Here is a 23,488-nt window from a genome sequence, read left to right as displayed (position 1 = left end):
TCGCATGGAGGCTGCGCACGACAAATACCAACGACTTGCCTTGCGCGGCGCGTGGCGCCGGTTTGAGATTTCAGGCGGCGGGCGAACCGGCGACCTCGAGAACCGGCTGCGCGCGCTGGAGGAAAAGGTCGGAGACCTCAACCTCGAGCGCGACGCGGTTCATCTGGCGTCGGAATTGGCAGCGCTGGAGCCGCACCTCGACGATGACGCGCGCTTCGCGTTGATCGTCTTGACCATGGTGACCCTGGCCGCACTTGCCCAGGGCAGCACCCGTTTTCCGGTCACCGGTGAGACCGCTCGCGAGCCGATGCATCACCTACTCGGTGCACTGGTCGGGACCGACGCGGCCGCAGGCGAGAAAGTCCGTCGTTCGATAGAAGACCTGCTTCTCAACCGGCGGGTCGCAAACGTAATCAGCCGTACGGACCTGGATCGGACGCCCTTGCTGTTTCTAGAGCCGTTCATCTTACACGCGAGGTCACGCGCCCTCGAACGGCGGCTGGTGGACAGTATTACGGCGCGGCGTAAGCGCGCGGAGCCTTTGGAGGCGGCGCGCATCGAGCGCGCCCTAGATGATGTTACCGAACGACCGGCCTACGCGGGCGCCGCGCGGATCGAACTCTCCACCGAGCAGCTAAGCGCGGTCCGAACCGCGGTGGGCTCTCCGTTGGCGCTGATTTCGGGTGGACCTGGCACCGGCAAGACGTCGATCGTGGTCGCCATCCTTAGAGTGCTCGCACGGCTTAAGGTGCCGCCACGCGAAATTACCCTGGCCGCGCCCACCGGGCGCGCCGCGTTCCGCCTGCGGGACGCGGTGACAACGTCGCTGCTGCGGATTGCCACTCCATCGGCAGAAGATGAGCAGCTTTTGGCGGCAGCTCCCGATGCCGTAACGGTTCATCGTCTCCTCGGCTACTCTCCCGATCGCAGCATATTTCTTCACCATCGCAACAATCCGATCGCGGCGCGCGCTGTGATTGTTGACGAAGCTTCGATGCTCGACCTCGCGATGATGGAACGCCTGGTCGGAGCAGTGGCAGCCGAGGCGCAACTCGTATTTCTGGGCGACGTTGATCAACTGCCGTCGGTTTCCGCGGGTGCGGCGTTTCGCGATCTGGTGCCGCTTGATCGCGTCCATCCACTCTCCAACTCAAGCGTACGACTGTCGCGCAACTATCGAACCCCGAGCAGTAGCCCGACCGGCGCTGCCATCGTCGAGGTATGTCGGCGCATCAACGCGGGCGACCAAACGCTGGCATCGGGGGTCAATTCGGGGGGAAAACTGGCGCCGCAGCTGCGATCGAAGGTTGACGAGATTGAATTCAATGGCGTGGAGCTGCTGCCTGCTCCGCCCGGTGGGCTGGACGAGTTCCTGGATCGATGGGAGCGCGAGCAGATCGTTGGGGGCGCCGAGACCGATTCCTTGGTGAACCATGAGTATGCGATCGGCGAGGAAACCATTTCCAACGAGGATCACACGAGCCTCACGCAGTTATGCGACTACCGCGCCAGAACCAGGATCTTGTGTGCGACGCGCGTGGGGCTGTCGGGCTCGGATGCGATCAACGCGCGCATGCATCGCCAGATGTTGCACAATCGGGCTGGGCAAACGATACGCGGAGTACCGATGATCGCAGGGGACCCGGTAGTCGTCGTGCGCAATGACTACGATCGCTCGCTGTTCAACGGCGATCAGGGTGTAGTTGTCAATGCGCTCGATTCCGACGGAAGGCACTACGGTGCAGCGGTCTTCGTTAGAGGGAGCGATCTTGCAGTGTTTCGCCTCGATATGCTCGGTGATCTGCTCGAACTGGGTTATGCGACAACGGTTCATAAGGCGCAGGGCTCCGAGTTCGATATTGCCGCCGTGATGCTTCCGGAGCGCGATTTGCCCGTGCTGACGCGCGAACTGTTGTATACGGCCGTAAGCCGTTGCTGCCGCGGGGTGGTGATTGTGGGCGACCCCGGCTTGCTTAGTGCCGGCATCGCGCGAAAAGCCGTTAGGTATTCTGGCGTGGCGGCGGAGTTGGCAGCGCGGTTTCCTCCTGGGGTCCCGGAGCAGTTGGAGTTGCCGCTGGCTCGGTCTCGTTCCCGAGATACATAGGCCTCGCCCGTGCTTCCTGGCTTTGGCCGAGGTTTATCGACCGGGCCGACTTACGCGCTCGCCGCAACCCGTCACTCGCATCGAAAAAGCCCTTGAAATGATCACTGGGGCCCCCGAGTTGCGGGTGAATTCTGCCACTGGGTAGTGGCGTTTCAGACTTGTCCACGGGAGGTTCGACCCGGCGATCATTCTCTGGAGCGTGGCTGGGTCCTGATGGTATCTCCGCGGTGCTGCGTTCACCCCGAGCTCAGAAGCAATTTCGTCGATCGTCTCCGGGCAGTAGGCATATTCGCGTATGCGTGCGATTACCCCATCTTGTTCTTCAAAACGATTCACGCCGGCCAGGACACGCTCGGAGCCTGTTCGTCCCAGGTAATGACGATCCACTCACCCTGGTACATCAACGCCTCGGATCTGAACGAGGGGTGCGAAAGCGAGGCATGGACCCAAATCATGTTCTTGCCGCGCTCGCCGCCCACGCCTGGTACCTCGAGGGTCACGTTCTCCAGTAGCAGGTCCGTCATTGCATCGACGTCACGCGCGTTGAATGCCGCGACGACGCGATCGATGAGCTCCCTTGACGGGGTGCGCGGTGAGGCAGGGACCTCGTGCCGCGGTTCCTGCAGGTTTGTGCGTCCACGATGAAGCGCTGACTTGACCGCGCCGACCGTGGTCGACAACATCACGGCAATCTCTTCGGCGGTAAAATCGAAAATGTCTTTTAGCACGATGGCCGCACGCTGCTGCGGCGAGGCCTGAGTAAGCAGCTTCGCAGCCGCTTCGCGCGTCGCGACGGCCTGCTCTGCCGTGGGTGAGGGCTCGGGAATATCCGGCCGGCCAGAGCGGACTTCGTTGTGGCGAAGCTGGTCAATCCAGAGATTGGTCGCGACTCGGAATACGTAAGCGCGCGTGTCTTTCACCCGGCTGCCATCGCCATGCAGATCACCCCGCCCTATGGCAGCGAAACCTCGAAGCAAGGTTTCCTGTAACAGATCTTCTGCATCCCACACGTCGCGCGTGAGACGGCGACAATACTGATACAGGGCGGGGCGAACCGGTTCGATCGTGTCGAGATATGTGAACCAGGCAGTTCGCAGTTGCCGGGCCATCTCGTCGGATGCAGGCTGGTGGCTCATTGTGCGAGTCCTCTGGAAAATAGGACGGCGGGGTCCCCGGAAAAGATAGCAGGCTCGAGTGATTGCCGGTTGCGAGGGTCGAAGTTAGGGACTGGGTATCAACCCCCATATCGTGAGGCGCGGCTTATGTGTTTCTTTTGCCTGTGGTTTCAGAGGTTGGAGACCTCCAGAGCGCCATCCGTGCCGAACGGGAGACGAACTGTCCGTGGACTCGACACGTGGCAGCAACCTTTATGACACAGCAGCGTCATCGCGCTCTACTATATAGGCAACTGCACTCGGCGCGGGCACCCGTCCGGGGCGGCGGCAACTCAATTTTGGGATGCTAGGGCCGATTCGCCGTATCGAGCGAGGCCCTGTATTGTCGATAAGGACAGCGGCACCGGCTTGCATGCCGATTTTTAGCGATCACAGCCTTCACTAATGAGGTGACAGCCGTGGCAAACTCCCAGATCGATCAGTTGTGCATCAACACCATCCGCACTCTATCCATCGACGCGGTCCAGCAGGCCAACTCCGGTCATCCCGGGACCCCGATGGGAATGGCGCCGGTGGTCTATTGCCTGTGGCAGCGCTTCCTGCGGTTCGATCCGAAGGATCCGATTTGGCCCAACCGGGATAGGTTTGTGCTATCTGCCGGCCATGCGTCGATGCTGCTCTACTCGATGCTGCATCTGACGGGCGTGCTCGCGGTCGACCCGCAATACGAGATAGTCGGGAGACCAACCGTCTCGCTCGATGACATCAAGCATTTTCGGCAGCTGGACAGCCGTTGCCCTGGCCATCCCGAGTATCACTGGACTTCCGGCATCGAGACGACCACCGGGCCTCTCGGACAAGGCGTCGCGACCAGCGTTGGGATGGCGATCGCCGGGCTCTGGCAGGCCAATCACTTCAACCGCTCCGATTTCGAGATGTTCAACTACAACGTCTACTCACTCTGCGGCGACGGTTGCATGATGGAGGGCGTGTCGAACGAGGCCGCATCGCTGGCCGGCCATTTGAAGCTGCCCAACCTCTGCTGGATCTACGACAACAACCACGTAACCATCGAAGGCCACACTGACCTAACCTTCAGCGACGACGTTGCGACCCGCTTCATCGGTTACGGATGGAACGTTACGCGAGTCGGCGACGCCAACGACCTCGAAATGCTCGAACGCGCGTTCCACGTCTTCCTGGACACGAACGACCGCCCGACTCTGATCATCGTCGACAGCCACATCGGATACGGGTCACCGCACAAGCAGGATACTAGCGAGGCGCACGGAGAAGCGCTCGGAGAAGAGGAAGTCAAGCTGGTCAAGCGCAACTACGGATGGCCGGAGGATGCGAAATTCCTGGTGCCGGACGGGGTACGCCAGAACTTTGATGCCAACGTGGGCAAGCGCGGTAGCGAGTGCAGCTCCGCGTGGAATGACAAGCTCGCGCAGTACGCAACCAAGTTCCCCGACCTGGCCGGGCAGATTCATCGGATGCAGCGGCGCGAGCTGCCCGATGGGTGGGACAAGGAGATTCCGAGTTTTCCCGCCGATCCGAAGGGGATCGCGACTCGCGACTCCTCGGGCACGGTCCTCAACTCGCTCGCGAAAAGTGTCCCCTGGCTGATGGGTGGCGCCGCCGACCTCTCGCCCTCCACCAAAACGCGGCTCACCTTTGCGGGTGTCGGCGATTTCAATGCCACCAATCGCAGCGGTCGAAATTTTCATTTCGGGATCCGCGAGCACGCGATGGGCGCGGTGCTCAACGGGATGGCGCTGAGCAAGATCCGTCCCTTCGGCAGCGGCTTTCTGATTTTCAGCGACTACTGCAAGCCCGCAATTCGCCTCGCCGCGCTAATGGAAGTGCCGGTGATCTATGTGTTCACGCACGATTCGATCGGCCTGGGCGAGGACGGCCCGACCCATCAACCGATCGAACAGATCATAGGACTGCGCGCGATCCCGAACCTGATTGTGCTGCGGCCCTGCGACGCGAACGAGGTGGCCGAGGCGTGGCGGGTGGTCATGCAATTGCAGCATGAGCCGGTCTGCATGATCTTGAGCCGCCAGGCATTGCCGACGCTTGATCGGACGAAATATGGGCCCGCCAGCGGTGTGGCCAAAGGCGCTTACGTCCTGGCCGACGCCGCCGGCGGCAAGCCCGAGGTGATCCTGCTCTCAACGGGAAGCGAAGTTTCGCTGTGTGTCGATGCATTCGAGAAGCTCAAGGCGGACGGAGTTCGCGCGCGCGTGGTGAGTATGCCGTCGTGGGAGCTCTTCGAACGGCAGCCGGAAGCTTATCGCTCGCAGGTATTACCGCCCGAGGTGCGGGCCCGGGTGTCGGTCGAGCAGGCATCGGTCGTAGGATGGGCCTATTATACTGGCGCGGGTGCACATGGAATCGGAATGCACACCTTTGGCGCGTCCGCACCGTTGAAGGCGTTGCTGAAAAAATTCGGCTTCACTCCCGAAAAGGTCGTAGAAGCCGCCAAGGAAGCCATCGCGAGGAACGGCAGAATTTGAGAAAACCTCCAACGCGACGGCGGTCGAACACTAACTCCTGGAGCGGTTAAGGAGAGACACCAATGCAGATGGGTATGATTGGCCTCGGCCGAATGGGCGCGAACATGGTACGACGGCTGCTCAAGGGCGGTCACGAATGCGTCGTGTTCGACATGAACAAGAGTGCAGTTGCGGAGCTGGTCAAGGAGGGTGCGATCGGCGCCGCATCACTCGATGAGTTGACCACTAAGCTTAAGAAGCCGCGCACCACCTGGATGATGGTTCCGGCCGGGGTGGTGGAACAGACCCTGGCGGACCTGAATAAGCGCTTTGAGAAGGACGACATCATCGTCGATGGCGGCAACTCCTACTACATCGACGACCTGCGCCGCGCGAAGATGCTCCGGACCAAGGGCATTCACTATGTCGATTCCGGCACCAGCGGTGGAGTGTGGGGACTCGAACGGGGCTATTGCCAGATGATCGGTGGCGAGCCCGACGTGGTGAAGCATCTGGATCCGCTGTTCAGTACGCTGGCGCCGCCGCTCGACTCCGCGCCGCGCACCCCGGGTCGCGAAAAGTCAAAGCCGACGACCGCGGAACACGGCTACCTGCATTGCGGCGGCAACGGAGCGGGCCATTTCGTAAAGATGGTTCACAACGGAATCGAATACGGCATCATGGCGGCATACGCCGAGGGCCTGAACATTCTGCGCCACGCCAACGTCGGCAAGCTTAAGGAGACAACTGACGCGGAAACGACCCCGCTGCGCGACCCCGAACACTATCAATACGATTTCGACCTGACGGAAATTGCCGAAGTGTGGCGGCGCGGGAGCGTGATCGCATCGTGGCTGCTTGATTTGACGGCACAGGCGCTGCTTGACGATCCAAAGCTCCAGAAGTTCACGGGAAAGGTTTCAGATTCGGGCGAGGGACGCTGGACGGTGGATGCCGCAATCGATGAGGGCGTACCAGCGTACGTTCTGAGCGCAGCCTTGTACGAGCGTTTCAGCTCGCGTGGCGCCGCCGAGTTTGCTGACAAGCTGCTGTCGGCCATGCGCTATGAATTCGGCGGGCATCTAGAGAAGTCGAAGTAAGTAGTGGCCGCTGCACTTGCCCAGCAAGTGCATCAACCTGACCTCTCATCGAAACGGACAGGAGGCCGGGGAGTTTTGGCTTTCCACGCTCCTGGTTCCGCTTTCTTTTAGGAAGCCAGCGGCGGTCAGTTGATTGCGAACAACCGCTGATGGACCGGCAAATAGGGAAGGACATGGCGATTGCACAGGAGAGTCCCGTTACTATGGCTGCCACGGCGCGCGTCGGTGACCCCTGCCTCGTAGTGATTTTTGGTGCGGCGGGTGATCTCACCAAGCGCAAGTTGGTCCCCGCGCTCTACAACCTGCTCACCCAAAAGCTGCTACCCGACCGGTTTGCGGTGATTGGAGTGACTTCGGCCGAATATTCGGATAGTGAATTTCGCGCAAAGCTTTCAGCCGATATCCGCGAATTCGCGACCACCAAGGTGGACGAGCAGCTGTGGAGCTGGTTCGACGAACGCGTGCACTACGTGGCCGGCGATTTTCACGACCCTAATCTGTACCAAAAGCTGAAAGCGTCGCTGGCGGCGGTCGACAAGCAGCAACGCACCGCCGGAAATTACCTCTTCTATCTCGCGACCGCGCCGCAGTTTTTCGGCGAGATCATCGGCCAGCTTGGTCGCGCCGCGCTTACCACCGAGGAAAACGGCCAGTGGCGCCGCGTGATTATCGAGAAGCCCTTCGGCCGCGATCTTGATTCCGCGCGCGCACTCAACAAGGAAATCAAAAAGACCCTGGATGAAAGCCAGATCTACCGCATCGATCATTACCTCGGCAAAGAGACCGTGCAGAACATGCTGGTGTTCCGGTTTGGCAACGGAATCTTCGAGCCGGTGTGGAACCGCCGCTATATCGACCACGTGCAGATAACCGTCGCCGAGACGGTCGGGGTCGAGTTGCGCGGCGGCTACTACGATCAATCGGGCGCGCTGCGCGACATGGTCCCCAACCATACACTGCAGCTGGTCGCGATGACCGCAATGGAACCGCCGATTTCGTTCGACTCCGAAGCGGTTCGCGATGAGAAGGCCAAGGTCTTGCACGCGATCCAGATACTCTCGCCGGAAGCGGTTCTCACCCACGCGGTGCGCGGCCAATACGGTCCCGGAATCACGGACGGCAAGCGAGAACCCGGCTATCGCACGGAAGCGCAGGTCAATCCGCAATCCTCGACCGAAACCTTCGTCGCGGTGCAGCTAGCGATCGACAACTGGCGATGGGCGGGGGTGCCGTTTTACGTGCGCACCGGTAAGCGACTGGCGAGACGGGTTACCGAAATTGCGATTCAGTTCAAGCGCGCGCCCAAGCTGCTGTTCAAAGAAGCGGGCATAGACGAGATGTCCGCCAACATGGTGGTGATGCATATCCAGCCGGATGAAGGAATCTCACTGCGCTTCAGCGCCAAGGTTCCGGGGCCGACCGTAACGCTGGGCGCGGTCAACATGAACTTCGAATATTCACAGTACTTCGGTGCGGCACCGGCAACCGGATACGAGACACTACTGCTCGACTGCATGATCGGCGATCCGACGCTGTTTCAGCGCGACGACATGGTCGAAGCGGGGTGGCGGGTGGTGGAACCAATGCTCGATGTATGGAAAGCACTGCCGCCGCGGGATTTCCCGAACTACGCGTCAGGCACCTGGGGTCCGTCCGAATCAGATCATCTATTGGAACGTGAAGGCCGTCACTGGCGCATCATTGGCTGAATGATCCTCGCGGGTGATATCGGCGGGACTCACGCACGAATCGCCACCTTCACCCTTGACGGCGGGCGGGTCAAGCTCGCCCGCGAACAAATCTATCCCTCGCACGAGCACCAGAATCTCGAAAGTGCTCTCAGGGTGTTCTTGACCACTCATAAGGTAACGGTAACCACGGCTTGTTTCGGGGTTGCGGGACCGGTGCGCAAAGGAATTGCGGTGCTGCCCAATCTCGGATGGACAGTAGATGCATCGTCGCTTGCGCATGTGATCGGAATCGAACGGGCGGGCGTCATCAACGATCTCGAAGCCAACGCCTACGGGATCGCTGCGCTCGGTGCTTCCGACTTAAGCGTCATCAACCCCGGTGCTGCTGATGCTATCGGCAATGCGGCGGTGATCTCCGCGGGAACCGGGCTGGGCGAGGCGGGTCTCTACTGGGACGGAAAAATCCTGCGGCCCTTTGCGTGCGAAGGCGGCCATGCGGATTTCGCACCGAGCGACCCGTACCAGACCGAAATGCTCGCGTGGTTACAGAAGCAGTACACGCATGTGAGCTGGGAACGTGCGCTCTCGGGCGAGGGAATTTTCAATGTCTATCGCTTCCTGCGGGACACCGGGCGGGGCGAAGAGCCGGTCTGGCTGAGGGAAGAACTTAAGAATGGGGACCCGCCCCCGGTCATCACCAGAGCGGCCCTGGAAAAAAGGTCCGCGTTATGCGAAATGGCGCTCGATCTGTTCATCATCCTGTTAGGCGCCGAGGCCGCGAACCTTGCGCTCAAGATCATGGCCACCGGTGGCGTCTATCTGGGCGGCGGGATAGTTCCGCGCATTCTCAGCAAGCTTAAGGAACCGGCCTTCATGCGCTCATTCACCCACAAAGGGCGGATGAGCGATTTGTTAAGCGCGATTCCCGTCAAGGTCATCCTCAACGACAGTGCCGCGTTGTTGGGCGCGGCCCGCTGCGCAGCACTAGCCGCCGGACTGCTCTGATTCTCTCCCCGCGCTGGGCGGGTCAGGGAAGCTGGAAGCGCGCGAAAAGCCGACCAGCGGCGCCAAGCACATCGACAACGGTGATTGGACTGTCCGAGCGTGTGTCTCAGGGTCAGTGGGCCGGTTCAACCGGCGGGGGTCCGGCTCGGAGCGCGGTCAGGCCGCACCATCCAGATGGGCGCGGATCGCAGCCGGTGGGACGTTGCCGGTGCTTAGGCGCAGAGCGGCGCTAATACGCAGGAGGTGGAATACGAAAACTGCTAGCGCGAAGCCCGCGGCGACCACGCTGAGTGACGCGAGGGCTCCCGGGTCGGTTCCAGGGGCGCGGGCGCAAGAGATCGCGTAGATCGCAGCAAACACCGACAATGCGATCGCCCCGGCGGCAGACACCAACACGTCGCGCAGCGAAGAAAGTCCACGCTTCTTCAAATGGCGGCGTAATTCGCCAGCGGAAAAGTTATCGAGGAACCATCCGGTTGCTTCGTCCACCGGACCCGCTTGGGGAGGAGGCACGGTCCGCCCGGTAAGCGGATCAATCGCGTCGAGACCCTGTGCATGCCGATCGACCCCCTCGAGTATCGCGCGATGGACCTTTTCCGTGATGGGAAATCTCCACGCGATCATAAACGCCAGCACCGCGCACAATGCCGGCAACAACGCGAACATCGCCTTGATTGCAACTATCACTTCCGGCGATTGCACCGCGTTGGGCAGGTATCCGAGTTCTCCGAGGATCGCGATGGGGACCACTGCGCTCGGAATTGCGACGAACTTCGGGAGGATGCTCCAGAACGCGGTGTACTGGGCCTCCCGCCGCTTGCCGGTATACAGCTCGTCGTAGTCGATCACATCGGCCTGCATCGAAGGCCCCAGAAACAAGCCCGCGCCGAATGCGGCACCTGCCCAAGAAATCAGGACTATCAATGCGGTCGTGTCGCCTTTGCCAAGAAAGTACATGGCGCCGCCGCCCGTCACATTCATCGCGAAGCTGGCGAGCCAGGCGGGAAGCTTGCCCCAGCGCCGGGCCGCGGCAACCCACAACGGCAGGCACAGGAAGCCGACGCCGAAGTAGCCGAGCAACTCAAACGAGAGCCACAGCCCGGGGTTTTTCGGCTGCAGTACGTAGGCATTGAAGAAAGGCAGCAGGGTGGCCGGAATCGCGCCGGTGATCGACGAAACTACGTAGCTGGCGAGCAGGATGATAAACGGGCGGTTGCGCAGCGCGCGCCTTACTCCGGGTACGAACGGGTTGGATTCGCGCATCGAGAAGTCGGGGCGTTCGCGCACCTGCCACGCCAACAGCCAGTACAAGACAGTGAGGATGATCGCGAAGGTGACGCCGAGCACACGAAAGACATGCCGCTCGTCCCAGCCAAACGCTTTCATCATCACGCCCGGGGCGGCGGCCGCGACGATGGTGCCCAAAATGGTAAACGACTCGCGAACCCCGAACAGGCTAGAGCGTTCGTGGTAGTCGAGAGTGAGTTCGGGACCCAGCGCGTAGTGCGGCAGGTTGTAGATCGTGTGAAATATGAAATACAGCGTGAAGGTGACCCCGAACCAAAGCGCCGCCTGGTTTCCGGTCAAGTGCTGCGGCGGACTTAGCATCTTCCAGAATGCAAGGCCGCAAAGCGGCGCCCCTAGGATGAGATAGGGGCGGCGGCGGCCGAGACGGGTGCGGGTACGATCGGAAATCCATCCGACGACCGGATCGCTGATGGCATCGAGCGAGCGCGCCAGAGCGATCGCGATCGCCAGGAAGCCGAGCGGCACCAGGACCACATCGGCGTAGAACTTGGGCATGTTGACGAGAATCGGAATGATGAGCGCGGCGCCGGCGAAGTTGGGCGCGCCGTAGAGAAGCTTGATTTTCCAGGAAAGGCGCTCGGAATTGACCCGCGGCGCTTGAACGTCCGCCGCGCTTTTCTGGATAGCCATGTGTTGGGCTGACGGCAATGCGGGAGGCTTACCCCGCCTCCCGCGGGGACTAATTAACCACAAAGACCCCCGGTTACCAAGAAAGGAACACCGACGCAGGCCCTATCCTCCCTGAGTTCATTGTGCCGGCCGGTTTAATTCTACTGACCGAAGAGCGGCGGGCGTCGGTGTTTCCAGGGACGTGCCGTTTCGTAGGCGGCCGCAAGCGAAACAAGCTCGAACTCGCCATGCGGCCGGCCGACGATCTGTAGTCCTATCGGAAGACCGGCGCTCGAGACTCCTGCCGGCACCGTGATTGCGGGTTGGCCGGTCGCGTTGAACGGGTATTCGAATGCGATCCAGGTCCAGAGCTCCTCCAGGTAGCGATCCGGTCGCGACGGAAAGGTGCCGTTGCGCATCGCCGGCTTGGTCATGGTTGGGGTCAGCAGCGCATCGTAGGGGTCGAGCCGCTCCACGATGGTTCGCGCGGTGTTGTGCATCACCGCGACCAGGTTGACGTATTCGGCGGCCGTCAGTTTGTGGCCCTCGCGGAACATCTCGCGAACCACCGGATCGACCCACTCCATGTTGGTGATGGGAATGGCCGCGATTCCCACGCAGATGAGCGAGCGCGCGCAATCGAGCAGCATCGCACCGGGATCCAGATCGATGATTTCCACGCCGTGTCCCATCTCGCGCAGCGCCGTGCACGCGGAGTCGAACGCGTGGGCGACGTCGGCGTCGACCGGACCGAGCGTGGTTTCGGGGATTACGGCCAACCTGAGTTTGCGGGGCACGAATCGCACCGCCTCGACAAATGGGCGCTCGGGAGGCGGCGCCCAGTACGGATCGCCGACCACCGGGCCCGCCAGCACATCGAGCATGAGCGCAGCATCGCGCACGGTTCGGGCGATCGGTCCACGGGTGGCGAATCCGCCCCACGCTTCTCCGCGAAACGGCGCATAGGTGAGGCGGCCGCGCGAAGGTTTGAGGCCTACCACGCCGCAATTGGAGGAGGGCCCGCGAATCGATCCTCCCCCGTCGCTGCCTTCCGCGAGCGGTCCCAGCCCCGCGGCCACCTGTGCGGCAGCGCCGCCACTGGAGCCGCCGGCATTATGGTCGAGATTCCATGGATTGTGTGCGGTGGGACACAGCCCGCCCTCGGTGGTCGGCCGCCCGCCGAATTCAGGCGTGCTGGTCTTGCCCAGCAGGATGCCGCCGGCTTCGCGCAGCTTGACCGCGATTGCGGCATCGTCCGTCGGTTGTGCGGTCGCGTAGTTACGCGAGCCGCTGGTGGTGATGATGTCCTTGGTCGGTGTGAGATCCTTGAGCGAGTAGGCGATGCCATACATAGGCATCGAGGCCGCGCTCGCGCGGTCAGCTTCGATGCGCTGCGCATCGGCCAGCGCGCGCTCTGCGGAAACGGTCATGTACGCGCCCAGGGTCGGGTTGTAGCGCACGATGCGGCCGAGGAAAAACTCGGCGACTTCACGAGGGCGTAGATCGCCGTCGCGCACCATCTCGCGCAGTTCCCACGCCTCGATGAATGGATCGAAAGCGGCCATCGGCTAGGCCGCCGTGAGGCCGCCATCCACCGACATCGAAGTGCCGGTTACGAACGACGCGCCGTCGGAGCAGAGCCACGCGACCGCCTCGGCAATCTCGGCGGGACGAGCCTTGCGCCCGATGGGTTCCACCTCGTCGAGCCGCGCGGCGAGTTTCGGCTTGCCGGCAACCATCCCTTCGACCAGCGGCGTATCAACCACGCCCGGACATACATCGTTGACGCGGATGCCGGCGCGCGCGTATTCGATGGCGGCGCACTTGGTCAGGCCGACCACGCCATGTTTGGCCGCGGTATATGCCGGCATGGAATGCGATGCGACCAGGCCGGCGGCGGAGGCCGTGTTCACGATCGCGCCGGGCGAACGTTGCGCCATGAACTGGCGGATTTCCGCGCGCATGCAGAGCCATACGCCTTTCAGATTGACCGCCATGATGCGGTCCCATTCGTCTTCGGGGTAATCGGCGGTGCGGCACTGGCTGCCGGCGATGCCGGCGTTGTTGAAGGCGCAATCGAGACGTCCGTAAAATTTCACCGCGGCCGCGACCAGCGCATCGGCGTCCGCGGCCCGGGCGACATCGCAAGCGGCGAACTCCGCAGTGCCGCCTTGCTCGCGAATGAGGCGCACGGTTTGCGAGCCGGCTTCTTCAGATACGTCAGCGGCAATCACCCGGGCGCCTTCGCGTGCGAATACGAGGGATGTGGCGCGACCGATTCCCGATGCCGCACCGGTGATAATCGCAACCTTGCCGTCGAGAAGACCCGCCATCGTGATGCCTCCGGATTGTGGCGCAAGTTTGCCACCATTGAGAGAAATCTACCAAACCATCAGATTTTCTCGATCGGTCGCGGTCCTTAATCTTTCCCCTTCAACTGGGAGGGAATGGGGAACATAGGACCAAAGGCCAAGTTCTCCTGGCCCGGCACTTTAGTAGAATCCGGCCAGGAGTTCAGACCATGAACCTTCGGCAGGCGTTGCTTAAAGTCGCATGGGTAGTGCCCATCATTGTGGGCGTAGGTTGGAGCGCCGTCGCGCTCGCTCAATCGAGTGCTTCCGCTCCCCCACCGGCGCTCGATCAGGCGGCGGACAAAATTCTGGCCAAGGCTTGCCAGACACTGGGCGCGGCGGACGCGTTCAGTTTTCACGCCGACGTCATGTTCGACCAGGTCCTTCCCGGTGCAGTAAAGGTTCAGTACGGGGGAGCGATGGACTACGCGGTTCAACGGCCGGGTGAATTGGCTATCGTGTACCGAAGCGATTTGGGCGGAAAGGATCTTTGGTACGGTAACGGCAGCCTTACGCTGTTCGACCCGAGGTACGGCATGTATGCGACTATTGCGGTGCCGTCGACGATCGACGCGATGCTCGACCAGGTTGCGGACAAGCAGGGGTTGACGATGCCGCTTTCGGACCTGGTGTATTCAAACCCATGCGCGCGGCCGAAGAAAATTGCCGTCTACAGCGGCTATCTGGGAGTCCATCCGGTCGAGGGCGTGCCGTGCGATCATCTTGCGCTTTCATCCAGCAAGGACGACTTCCAGATATGGATCGATCACACGGGGAAGCCGCTTCCGCGTAAGATCGTGATCAACCATCGCAGCGAACCGGGTTCGCCCGAATACATCGCGATTTTGTCGGGCTGGAAATTCCCGAAAGACATCGCATCAAGCCGCTTCCAGCCGCAGCTTCCCAAAGATGCCAAGCAAATAGCATTCACGAAGGCCGAGGAGGCAAAGCCATGAATCGCACCGCCACCCAACGCAGTTCGGTAGGTTTGATAGCGAAAGCACTTCTGGTGATGCCTCGGTCGGCCTCGCCTACGCTCCTATGGTGCACGCCCGCGGCTTCGGCGGTCGGGGCGGCGGTGATGGTTTCGATCGCGGCAGTTTTGGCGGAGGCAGGTCCGGCGGAGACTATGGACAGCACTCGTCCAGCGGCGACTACGGGCAACACTCTTCGAGCGGAGATTATGCGCAGCACTCCTCCAGCGGAGACAACTGGCATCCCCCCAGCAGCGAATCGTCATCGAGTTCGAGCTCCCAGCAATCAGAATGCCAGCAACGACTACAACACGTACCACCAGAACCAGACGGCCGAGCAGCAGTCGCGCTACAACGAGGCCAACACCCTACAAGAGAACCAGGAACAGACTGAAAAGCAGATGCACAACTCAACCATGAACACGGTCAACAACAACGCGGGTGATTGGGGCGGTGGCAACAACAACAGCAGCAGCTCGAATACCGGTGTAGCGCTGGGCGCGGCGGCGTTGGGCATGACCGGTGGGATGGCGCTAGGCTCAATGATGAATCGACCTCAGCAGAATCCCTACGCGTCGGCTCCGCCCCCCGGATACGGTTCCTATCCACCTCCCAACTACGGCGGTGGCTACGCACCACCCAGCTACGGCTACGGCGGCTATCCTCAGCAAGCCGAATATCGGCCGCCGCAATATGGCTATCAGCAGCCGCCGCCCCAGGGTTATCAGCCCTATACAACGGCAGCCAGGTGCAATACGCTCCGCCTTCCCCGCAGTACTAGACGGAGAACGGTGAGGTATGCTGCGAAGTGAAAGGCGCATCCTGACTACGCACGCCGGCAGTCTGCCACGCGCCGCCAGCCTCAAGGATTTATTCGTGCGCAGAAGCCGCGGCGAGAAGATCGATGTCGCGGAACTGGAGCGTGAGGTCGAGCAATCGACCCGCCGCGTCGTGGCCAAGCAGCTCGCAGCCGGCATCGATATCGGCAACAACGGCGAACAGCCGCGCGAGAGCTTCTTCACTTACGTCCACGACCGGATGAGCGGGTTTGGCGGGCGCAGCGAGCGGCCGTTCATGCGCGACCTCGTGCAGTACCCCTCGTACCTGGAGAAAATGCGGATCGGCGATCGGCAGATGGTCGATCTGATGCACGCGCCAATGGCGGTGGGCGAGGTTCACTACGAGGATCGCGAGCCGCTTAAGCGGGAATGCGCTGACTTCAAACGCGTGCTGGCAGAGCAGGGACGGTCGTTCGCAGAGCCGTTCATGACTGCGCCATCGCCGGGGATCATCGCTGTCGCGATGCAAAATCGACACTACGACAGCCTCGAGAAATACGTGTTCGCGCTCGCCGATGCGCTGCGCGTCGAGTACCGGCACATCCTCGATAACGGTTTCGTGCTGCAGATCGATGCCCCCGACCTTGCAATGGAAAGGCACACTTCATATGCCGATCGTCCGCTGACAGAATTTATCGACTTCGTCGATATGACGATCGCGGCGATCAATCAGGGCATCGAAGGACTTGCGGCAGATCGCGTGCGGCTGCATGTGTGCTGGGGAAATTACGAAGCGCCGCATCATCTGGATGTGCCGCTTGAGGAGATACTGCCGCATCTGTATGAGGCGAAGGCGGGCGCGCTGGTGCTGGAGGCCGCCAATCCGCGCCATCAACACGAATATCGATGCTTCCGTGCCAATCCGCTGCCCGATCACATGCTGCTCATCACCGGGGTCATCGACACCAAGACGAACTATGTGGAGCATCCTGAAGTGATTGCTGAGCGGCTCCAGCGGGCGGCCTATGCGGTCGGCGATCCGCAGCGGGTGATCGCGGGGACGGATTGCGGGTTTGAGACCACGACCGGTCTCGGCGAGGTTGCGGAAGAGGTGGTGTGGGAGAAGTTAAAAGCCATGCGCGCGGGCGCGGACCTCGCAAGCAAAGTCCTCTTTGGCGGGTGAGACCCCTTCGACCCCGCCGGTAGCCTGCAAGAACACCGTTCGTGGGAACCTTTGTGGCGAATTGTCGGTTGATTCTGAAGATGCGAGCAATACTAGTGACCGGTCTTGCCCTTTTCGGCGCGCTGCTTCTTCCTTCCCTCAACGGCGCGCGAGCGGCGGCGAACCTTCAGCTTGCGCCAGGCCTCTCTTTTAATGACGACTCAAGCGGGAAGTTTCCGATTGCCGGATCAGGCCTGGCCGCGGGCCCGGTGGCGGGGAAGGCCACGGTTATTTTCTTTGGAACATCTCACTGCTGGAACACCGCGCGCGAGGCGGAGCGGTTGGTTAAACTCTATCCGCAATATCGCAACCAGATTGATTTTGTCGTGGTCGATCTCAACCGCGTGTCTCCCGAACAGCAGGAATTGGTGTCCCGATACTATCGGGGTGCGATTCCCACGGTCGCGGTGCTGGATTCGAAAGGCAATCTGATTTACGACCGAGCCGGCGAAACCGCGGGCAACCGTGGGGACACGAGCAATCTGCAGAAACTGCTCGATTCCACACACTAGCCAGCCCATTCAGCGATCAGACGGCAGCTTATCACTTGCCCTTGCAGAGGGCGGCTTCATGCTTTGACGCGCCTTGCTCACCGGCGATACGACGCGCTTGGAGCGGGACGCGGTGCGCGCAGCTTTTCTCACCGGAAGCGAAATCTCGTACCCATCCTTGAGAATCGCGGTGAGCTGCTCCCAGTCGGGCTTGCTATCGATCCGCACGCCGACCCACCCTTTGTGACCCATGTAGGGCGGCTTGAAGAATCGCTTGGAATCGGAGCTGATCAGAATCTCCTGCACCATGGCGGGCGCCTTGACCCACACGGCCACGTGACCGCTTTGGTGATGGTTGTTGTCGGTCATCGCGAACATCGAGCCGTTGACGACGCGAAATGTGCATTCGCCCCACGCTTCCTTTTCGACCACATCGCCGAGAGCAAGGCAGACGGCGCGCAGTTTTTTTATCGCGGGATTGGAATCCTCGTACATGCGCGGATGTGCCATGGATGAATCTCCCTGGTTACAGCATGAATGTGATTGGGGCGGTGGCCGCGATGGTCCACGCGAACCACATCGATTCCACCAGCGCGATTAGCACCAGGTTGCGTGACGAGCTGTAGGCTGAGGCCGCGAGGATTTCGACCGTTACATAGATGAGGACGAGGTTCGGCAGGATGAGCATCAGGACCCCCGGCAGCACTTGCAAGAAGATGCCTACCACCAGCATCGCGATTATCAGCGCGCGACCCACCGTCGCACGAATCGTGGAAACGACCAGGTCCCCGCGACGTAGCATGAATTCAAAGCTCAGCCAGAACGGGAGCAGGAGCAAGGTTCCCACCACGGTGAAGATAAGCCGCTCGGGAGTCAGCGCCAGAGTATGGAGCGTAACCTGGTCCGCGACCTGGCACAGGTAGATGATCGTCATCACCAGCAGCGCGGCGAAGACGGTCGCGCCCAACCCGTCGCGCAACCGGCGCCATTGAAGCACCTGTGCCAGGATCAGGACGACGGCGAGGATCAAGCCGGCCACCCAAAACCAGGCCACCTGAAGGTCGCCGACCACCAGCGGAAAGAACGCGGTGGGAACGATCATCGCCACCACCGGCATGGCGGCCAGCAGCGCCAGCACCAAAATGGCAAGTCCGGGCCATCCGCCCAAGCCGCCGAGCTCCTCGGACCAGTTACCCGCTATTTCTCCGCCGATCCGGCCGAGTGGAATCAGCAGCACCACGAACAGCAGCAGGGTGAGAATCGCCGCTCTGCGGCGCCGCTCTCTCAGGTTGATCCCGCCCGTGCGCGTGGTTCCAAAGGCGCCGTCGAGCCATTTCACCATGGTCGCCGCAGCCTCAGGGGAATAAGCAATCGTCACGTGATTCACGCCGGGAATCTGGAGCGCCTCGATGGCGTTGCCCTGCGCAAACTCGCCGTAGGTCTTTCCGAGTTCGATGTGCGGCACTCCGGCCAGATGAGAGGCTATCTCGGTCGAAACGGACTGTATGAAGGACGGATCGTTCTGCGCGAAAATAAATAGTGCGTTCTTGGGGCGCTCAGGGCCGGTCAAGCCGAATCCCCCGGAAATCATGATCGCGCCCTTCAGCGCAGGGTCGACGGTAGCGTAATCGAGCACTGCGCCGGCGCCCATCGAATGCCCCATCACCACGATTCGTGAGCCGTCGACGAATTGATAACTGCGCAGGAAGTCGACCGCCTTCTTTACATCCGTCCGCAGCGCGTCAGCATTTGCCAGGCCGCCGGGAAACGGATTGCGATTCGCACCGTGACCGCTGACATCGATGGCCAGCACAGCGTAGCCGTTTTGTGCAATACGCCGAGCGAGGGTGCTCATGAACTGGCGGTCGGCCATAAACCCGTGCACCATGACGATCGCGGGCGGGCGACTGGCCGGTGGAAAGACGCGAAAGAATGGATTTCCTTCACCCGGTAGATACAGGGTTGCCGGTTCCTGCCCTGGCAGGTTCACGAATTCATGCGCCGGGCCGCCCGCATCAAGTCGTGCCAGCCGCGCGAGGGCCAACAGGAACAGAATCGCGACCACCAGTGCAAAGGTGTAGAGCGGCCTCATCTAGTCACTCCCAAAAAATGCGCGTGCAACCATCCACTCCCGCTGTTGGCGAGACCTCCTGTTCACTTGAAAAGAACGACCCTCCCGGTTTGGCTCGCCACGCTCAGGCCCGCTCGCCCTCGATGACGCAGACCCGGGCTACGGTCGGAACGATGTTGGTCAGGCGAAATCCTGCACTTTGGTAGAGGGCACGGAACTCCGCTTCGGACCTTTGCCTGCCGCCGGTGCTTACCAGCATGTTGACGTCGTTGAAAGCCGCGCCGCGGCTTTCGAGCGATTGGTCGATTCGCTCGGGGTAGACGCCCTCTACCAGCAGCAGTTTTGCGTCGGTGCCATCCATCGCGCAGTGGCAGGTTTTCAGGATCGCGATCGCATCGTCGTCGTTCCAATCATGGATTATGTGTTTCAGCAGGTACGCGCCCGCGCCCCGCGGCACTTCTCTGAAGAAATCACCGCCAACCGCTTTGCAGCGGGCCTCGAGGCCGGCCTCGGCGATCCGTTTCCCAGCGCGCTCGGCGCTGGGCGGCTGGTCGAATACGATTCCCTGGAGCGCGGGGTTGCCTTTAAGGACACCGATCAGCAACGCGCCGTTGCCGCCGCCGATATCGGCAAGTTTCCCGAACTTTGAAAAATCATATGCCGCAATCAACGCCAGCGCCGTTTGCGCGCTGAACGCTGCCATCGCCTCATCGAAGTTTGCTTGAGCCTGCGGATCTCTGAGCCCATCGAAGGCGTTGTTGGCACCGGGTGAAAGCTTGCGAAAGGCCGGCTGACCGGTTTTCACGCAATATTCCAGCTCGCCCCAGGAAGCCTGGATGGCTTCGCCGGCAAATAGCAGGACCGCTGCGCGCATCGAACCCGGCGCGTCGCTGCGCAGCAAGTCCCCGAGCGGAGTGAGGGCAAACATCCCACCCGCTTGCTCGTCGAAAATACCGGCGCTGGCGAGTAGACGCATCATTCGATTAAGGGAAGGTGGATGCGCGCCGAGCTCCGCGGCCACCTCCCTGTAATGGCGGGCGCCGCTTCTCAGGCAGTCTGGAATACGGAGCTTGGTGGCAAGGCCAAGCGCTCGCGAGAGGTAGTGACCGGTGGCCATCTGGTAGAGTTGCATTGGCGGTGGTATCAATTCCGCCGCCCTGGTTGCTGACGATATCGACATGACTGCTTCCTCTGGACCGCGCGGCTAGCTCGGTTGTTTGGCGATATTATCGAACCGCTTTTGCATTTCGTCGGCTGACACTTCCTCGATGCGAGTCGCAAGGAACCACGAATGGCCGAACGGATCGCGGATTTGCGCATTGCGATCCCCGTAGAACTGATCTTCGGGCGCGCGCTGCGAAGTCGCGCCCGCGGCCAGGGCGCGTCGGTAAACCGCATCGACGTCTTCGACATAGAGATGAATCGAGACGGGCGGGCGTTCCGCAGCCTTGGGGCCGAGGTAGCCCATTTCCGGATACTCGTCGGAGAGCATGATGGTGCCGCTTCCGAGCTTGAGTTCCGCGTGTCCGATGCGGCCGCTCCCGGGTTCGGCGAAGCGCATCGTCTCCTTGGCGCCGAACACGTGCTGGTAGAACTCGAGCGCCTTGGTCGCGTTCGCGACGCACAGGTACGGCGTCACAACGCTGACTCCCTCGGGAATTGGTTTTGCTGCCATGATGATTCACTCCTTTGCGATGGAGCGTGCGCAGCGCGCAGGCAACCCTCGCGTTACTTGTCGGAATTCTCCTTGAACCAGGAGCGCTCCCGCTTGTGCATTTCCGGGGCGGGAAGCGACTCGATCTTCGTCGAAAGCAACCACAGATGGCCGAACGGATCCTGCAATCGGCCTGCCCGTTCGCCGTAGAACTGATCCTGGACCGGAAAGATTACTTTCGCGCCGGCGTCGATCGCCCGCTTCGCGATCGTATCGACGTCGTCGACTTCCAGATGAATGATCACCGGCGAGCCGCCCAGTGCTGAGGGGCTGGTCGCGCCGACGCCTTCCCATTCATCTGCGAGCAGTATCGATGCGTCACCGATTTTGATTTCACAGTGCGCGATTCTGCCGTCCGCGCCTTCCAGGCGAACCACTTCGATTGCGTCGAACGCGTTGCGGTAAAAGTCGACCGCGCGGCCCGCGTCCTTGATAATCAGGTACGGAGTCGCGCGCGGGCCGGCGGGTACCGCAAGTCGAGACGCTCTCGCCGCCGGTTGCGCCCGCAGCGCCTTGTGTCCTTTAGAACCTGCTGGCCGTTTGCGCTTCGTCTTCTTCATCGCTCTAGCGCCGCACGTCTTTGAGCGGCGTGGCGATGTACCAGATGTGGCCGAACGGATCTTTCACGCCGCCGCAGCGGTCGCCCCATTCCTTATCTTCCATCGGATCGACCATCTCGGAGCCCGAGTCGAGCGCGCGCTGGAAAGCGGCATCTGCATCGGGAACATATACGTAAAGATGCAGAGGCGTACCGCCGAGCTGGTGTGGAGTCCTCGTATAGCCTTTGGCGACGTACTCCGCGACATGCTCCGTGGTTGCATCGCTCAGCATCACGCGCGTGGTACCAATCGCAATCTGGACATGGCTTGCCTTGCCGTGCTCGAACTCGCGGTGGAGCTCGGTCGCTTCGAACACTTTCTTGTAAAAGTCGGCGGCCGCTCCGGCATCTTCGAAGTACATGAACGGCATGATCGCGGGCGTTAACGTAGGCGCGGCTTGCGGCGCAGTCTGCGCGCTCAGTGCCGCGCGTTTCTCGGGATGTTGGTGGGTTGCGATGTACCAGACGTTGCCGAAGGGATCGGTCACGCCGCTGGCCCGATCGCCGTAGGATTCATCGCGCGGGGCGTACAGCGATTCCGCACCGGCACGCAGTGCTCTCTGATAGGTCGCATCGGCATCGGCAACATAAAGGTGCAGCGCCGGCGGCATCGGCGGATACTCTCCGTGCGCCTCGCCCATCGCGACTATCGAGTCGCCGATCCTGAGCTGTGCATGTTGTACCACGCCTTGCTCATCGGCATGGAACTCAGCCTCTTCGGCACCGAAGGCGTCCTTCAGGAAGTCGATGAGCTTGGCTGCGCCCTTCGGATGGAGATATGGAGTCACCGAACGCAGTTCCGGCGACCACGGTTCGGCCGTCTCAAGGCGCTTTGCGAGATACCAATGGTTGCCGAAGGGGTCTTTTACGCTCGCCTCGCGATTCCCGTAGTCCTGGTCCACCGGACCATGAATCGACTCGGCGTCGGCATCGAGGGCACGTTGGTAGGTGGCATCCACATCATCGACGAACAGCCAGATAGCAGTCGGATTCGGTTTGAATCGCTGATTCGCGTCGGCCAGCTCCACGACCGAGCCCGACACTCTCATCTGCGCATGGCCGATGGTTCCGTCCGGCTGATTGACCCGCATGACTTCCTCGGCGCCAAACGCGCGCTTGAGGAAGTCGATCAGCTGTGCAGCGCCATTCACCTGCAGGTATGGCGTGATGCTGTGATGGCCCTCGGGCTTTGGAATGGACTTGGCTTTTTCGACCGCAACCGAGCGATCCCAATCCGCCTTCATCTGTTCGAGGGTGACATCGTGGCGGTGCGTCGCCACCATCCACACGTGGCCGAAAGGATCGACGAACTTGCCGCGCCGGTCGCCATACGGGTAATCCTGCGGCGCTTCCAGCACCTTGGCGCCGCCCCGCTCGGCGCGCCGCGCGAAAGCATCGATATCGTCGACATACAGGTGCACAAATGCGGAAGAACCGCCGAGCGAATCGGGACTCAGGTTGAAATAGCTCGGCTCCTCCTCTGCGATCATGATGGGAGCGTCGCCGATTTTGATCTCGGCATGCGCGATGTGCCCGCTCGGATCCGCCATCCGCGACATCTCGGTGGCGCCGAACGCACGCTTGTAGAAATCGATCGCACGCGACGCATCGCGAATCATCAAGTAGGGGGTCGCGATGCCGTGGCGGCGGCGCGTCGTTAGGGAGGCCTCGGAGGGTGTCGCCAGTGCGCTCTTTTTCAGGCTGGCGTTTAACTGCATCTTGAACTCCTGGCGCGGCAGCCCGCGCAGCTCGCCCGCGATTTCGAGCAGCGCGGCGATGCCCGAATTCACGCGTGGGGGCCTGGCGTCTGCCATGGTCGCCTCCACTGCCTGATCGAGCTGCTCGGTCGGGC

At 61.5% G+C, this 23,488-nt stretch carries 19 protein-coding genes; 9 read left to right on the top strand and 10 right to left on the bottom strand.

Features of this window, described 5'->3' with window-relative positions:
• Nucleotides 1-4: 4 nt before the first annotated feature.
• A complete protein-coding gene (locus VGI36_03310; GenBank protein HEY2484146.1) occupies nt 5-2,104 on the top strand; it encodes an AAA family ATPase in 2,100 nt (699 codons plus the stop codon).
• A gap of 332 nt (nt 2,105-2,436) precedes the next feature.
• Here the strand turns inward: VGI36_03310 and VGI36_03305 are convergent, their stop codons facing one another.
• Entirely contained in the window at nt 2,437-3,240 is an 804-nt protein-coding gene (locus VGI36_03305) for a sigma-70 family RNA polymerase sigma factor (GenBank protein HEY2484145.1), read from the bottom strand.
• Between the two features lie 437 nt (nt 3,241-3,677).
• On the opposite strand from VGI36_03305, the gene tkt reads away from it, so the two are divergent.
• The 4 genes from tkt (at nt 3,678) to glk (ending at nt 9,519) form a co-directional block, all read left to right on the top strand.
• Complete coding sequence (gene tkt / locus VGI36_03300; GenBank protein HEY2484144.1) at nt 3,678-5,744, top strand: transketolase; 2,067 nt, start codon at nt 3,678-3,680, stop codon at nt 5,742-5,744.
• 62 nt (nt 5,745-5,806) lie between these two features.
• Entirely contained in the window at nt 5,807-6,823 is a 1,017-nt protein-coding gene (gnd, locus tag VGI36_03295) for a decarboxylating 6-phosphogluconate dehydrogenase (GenBank protein ID HEY2484143.1), read from the top strand.
• A gap of 149 nt (nt 6,824-6,972) precedes the next feature.
• Nucleotides 6,973-8,532, top strand: a complete 1,560-nt coding sequence (gene zwf / locus VGI36_03290; protein HEY2484142.1) for a glucose-6-phosphate dehydrogenase — start codon at nt 6,973-6,975, stop codon at nt 8,530-8,532.
• Nucleotides 8,533-9,519, top strand: coding sequence for a glucokinase (gene glk / locus VGI36_03285; protein HEY2484141.1), 987 nt, complete (start codon nt 8,533-8,535; stop codon nt 9,517-9,519).
• Between the two features lie 156 nt (nt 9,520-9,675).
• Here the strand turns inward: glk and VGI36_03280 are convergent, their stop codons facing one another.
• From VGI36_03280 to VGI36_03270, 3 genes are all read right to left on the bottom strand, one after another.
• Entirely contained in the window at nt 9,676-11,457 is a 1,782-nt protein-coding gene (locus VGI36_03280) for an MFS transporter (GenBank protein HEY2484140.1), read from the bottom strand.
• A 140-nt stretch (nt 11,458-11,597) separates the two neighbouring features.
• Complete coding sequence (locus VGI36_03275; GenBank protein ID HEY2484139.1) at nt 11,598-13,001, bottom strand: amidase; 1,404 nt, start codon at nt 12,999-13,001, stop codon at nt 11,598-11,600.
• Between the two features lie 3 nt (nt 13,002-13,004).
• Nucleotides 13,005-13,769, bottom strand: coding sequence for a glucose 1-dehydrogenase (locus VGI36_03270; protein ID HEY2484138.1), 765 nt, complete (start codon nt 13,767-13,769; stop codon nt 13,005-13,007).
• A 188-nt stretch (nt 13,770-13,957) separates the two neighbouring features.
• Between VGI36_03270 and VGI36_03265 the strand changes: the two genes are divergently transcribed.
• The 4 genes from VGI36_03265 (at nt 13,958) to VGI36_03250 (ending at nt 17,274) form a co-directional block, all read left to right on the top strand.
• Nucleotides 13,958-14,743 (top strand): DUF2092 domain-containing protein, encoded by a 786-nt coding sequence (locus VGI36_03265; GenBank protein HEY2484137.1) that lies wholly within the window; start codon nt 13,958-13,960, stop codon nt 14,741-14,743.
• Nucleotides 14,740-15,573 (top strand): hypothetical protein, encoded by an 834-nt coding sequence (locus tag VGI36_03260; protein ID HEY2484136.1) that lies wholly within the window; start codon nt 14,740-14,742, stop codon nt 15,571-15,573. Before VGI36_03265 ends, VGI36_03260 begins: the two co-directional genes overlap by 4 nt.
• On the top strand, nt 15,560-16,723 hold the full coding sequence (locus VGI36_03255) for a cobalamin-independent methionine synthase II family protein (GenBank protein ID HEY2484135.1): 1,164 nt from the start codon (nt 15,560-15,562) through the stop codon (nt 16,721-16,723). Before VGI36_03260 ends, VGI36_03255 begins: the two co-directional genes overlap by 14 nt.
• Before the next feature lie 80 nt (nt 16,724-16,803).
• On the top strand, nt 16,804-17,274 hold the full coding sequence (locus VGI36_03250) for a hypothetical protein (protein ID HEY2484134.1): 471 nt from the start codon (nt 16,804-16,806) through the stop codon (nt 17,272-17,274).
• 9 nt (nt 17,275-17,283) lie between these two features.
• Here the strand turns inward: VGI36_03250 and VGI36_03245 are convergent, their stop codons facing one another.
• From VGI36_03245 to VGI36_03220, 6 genes are all read right to left on the bottom strand, one after another.
• Nucleotides 17,284-17,763, bottom strand: a complete 480-nt coding sequence (locus VGI36_03245) for an MmcQ/YjbR family DNA-binding protein (GenBank protein HEY2484133.1) — start codon at nt 17,761-17,763, stop codon at nt 17,284-17,286.
• A 16-nt stretch (nt 17,764-17,779) separates the two neighbouring features.
• Nucleotides 17,780-19,345 (bottom strand): alpha/beta fold hydrolase, encoded by a 1,566-nt coding sequence (locus tag VGI36_03240; GenBank protein HEY2484132.1) that lies wholly within the window; start codon nt 19,343-19,345, stop codon nt 17,780-17,782.
• A gap of 103 nt (nt 19,346-19,448) precedes the next feature.
• Complete coding sequence (locus VGI36_03235) at nt 19,449-20,504, bottom strand: methyltransferase (GenBank protein HEY2484131.1); 1,056 nt, start codon at nt 20,502-20,504, stop codon at nt 19,449-19,451.
• A gap of 24 nt (nt 20,505-20,528) precedes the next feature.
• The gene (locus VGI36_03230; protein HEY2484130.1) at nt 20,529-20,999 is read right to left on the bottom strand and encodes a VOC family protein; all 471 of its coding nucleotides are present in this window, start codon (nt 20,997-20,999) and stop codon (nt 20,529-20,531) included.
• Between the two features lie 53 nt (nt 21,000-21,052).
• The gene (locus VGI36_03225) at nt 21,053-21,598 is read right to left on the bottom strand and encodes a VOC family protein (protein HEY2484129.1); all 546 of its coding nucleotides are present in this window, start codon (nt 21,596-21,598) and stop codon (nt 21,053-21,055) included.
• 4 nt (nt 21,599-21,602) lie between these two features.
• On the bottom strand, nt 21,603-23,450 hold the full coding sequence (locus VGI36_03220) for a VOC family protein (GenBank protein HEY2484128.1): 1,848 nt from the start codon (nt 23,448-23,450) through the stop codon (nt 21,603-21,605).
• Nucleotides 23,451-23,488: the final 38 nt, after the last annotated feature.

It is taken from the genome of Candidatus Binataceae bacterium (genome assembly GCA_036495685.1).
Classification (GTDB): domain Bacteria; phylum Desulfobacterota; class Binatia; order Binatales; family Binataceae; genus JAFAHS01.
Note: the sequence above shows the minus strand (reverse complement) of the source record. Positions and strands in the feature narration are given on the sequence as shown.

Excerpts from the sequence above, each read along its gene's own strand:
- VGI36_03220 (HEY2484128.1), bottom strand. The coding sequence starts at position 23,450 with ATGGCAGACGCCAGGCCCCCACGCGTGAATTCGGGCATCGCCGCGCTG.
- VGI36_03235 (HEY2484131.1), bottom strand. The coding sequence starts at position 20,504 with ATGTCGATATCGTCAGCAACCAGGGCGGCGGAATTGATACCACCGCCA.
- gnd (HEY2484143.1), top strand. The coding sequence starts at position 5,807 with ATGCAGATGGGTATGATTGGCCTCGGCCGAATGGGCGCGAACATGGTA.
- VGI36_03230 (HEY2484130.1), bottom strand. The coding sequence starts at position 20,999 with ATGGCAGCAAAACCAATTCCCGAGGGAGTCAGCGTTGTGACGCCGTAC.
- VGI36_03280 (HEY2484140.1), bottom strand. The coding sequence starts at position 11,457 with ATGGCTATCCAGAAAAGCGCGGCGGACGTTCAAGCGCCGCGGGTCAAT.
- VGI36_03250 (HEY2484134.1), top strand. The coding sequence starts at position 16,804 with ATGCGAGCAATACTAGTGACCGGTCTTGCCCTTTTCGGCGCGCTGCTT.
- VGI36_03240 (HEY2484132.1), bottom strand. The coding sequence starts at position 19,345 with ATGAGGCCGCTCTACACCTTTGCACTGGTGGTCGCGATTCTGTTCCTG.
- VGI36_03305 (HEY2484145.1), bottom strand. The coding sequence starts at position 3,240 with ATGAGCCACCAGCCTGCATCCGACGAGATGGCCCGGCAACTGCGAACT.
- VGI36_03245 (HEY2484133.1), bottom strand. The coding sequence starts at position 17,763 with ATGGCACATCCGCGCATGTACGAGGATTCCAATCCCGCGATAAAAAAA.
- VGI36_03255 (HEY2484135.1), top strand. The coding sequence starts at position 15,560 with ATGCTGCGAAGTGAAAGGCGCATCCTGACTACGCACGCCGGCAGTCTG.
- VGI36_03275 (HEY2484139.1), bottom strand. The coding sequence starts at position 13,001 with ATGGCCGCTTTCGATCCATTCATCGAGGCGTGGGAACTGCGCGAGATG.
- zwf (HEY2484142.1), top strand. The coding sequence starts at position 6,973 with ATGGACCGGCAAATAGGGAAGGACATGGCGATTGCACAGGAGAGTCCC.
- glk (HEY2484141.1), top strand. The coding sequence starts at position 8,533 with ATGATCCTCGCGGGTGATATCGGCGGGACTCACGCACGAATCGCCACC.
- VGI36_03265 (HEY2484137.1), top strand. The coding sequence starts at position 13,958 with ATGAACCTTCGGCAGGCGTTGCTTAAAGTCGCATGGGTAGTGCCCATC.
- VGI36_03225 (HEY2484129.1), bottom strand. The coding sequence starts at position 21,598 with ATGAAGAAGACGAAGCGCAAACGGCCAGCAGGTTCTAAAGGACACAAG.
- VGI36_03310 (HEY2484146.1), top strand. The coding sequence starts at position 5 with ATGGAGGCTGCGCACGACAAATACCAACGACTTGCCTTGCGCGGCGCG.
- VGI36_03270 (HEY2484138.1), bottom strand. The coding sequence starts at position 13,769 with ATGGCGGGTCTTCTCGACGGCAAGGTTGCGATTATCACCGGTGCGGCA.
- VGI36_03260 (HEY2484136.1), top strand. The coding sequence starts at position 14,740 with ATGAATCGCACCGCCACCCAACGCAGTTCGGTAGGTTTGATAGCGAAA.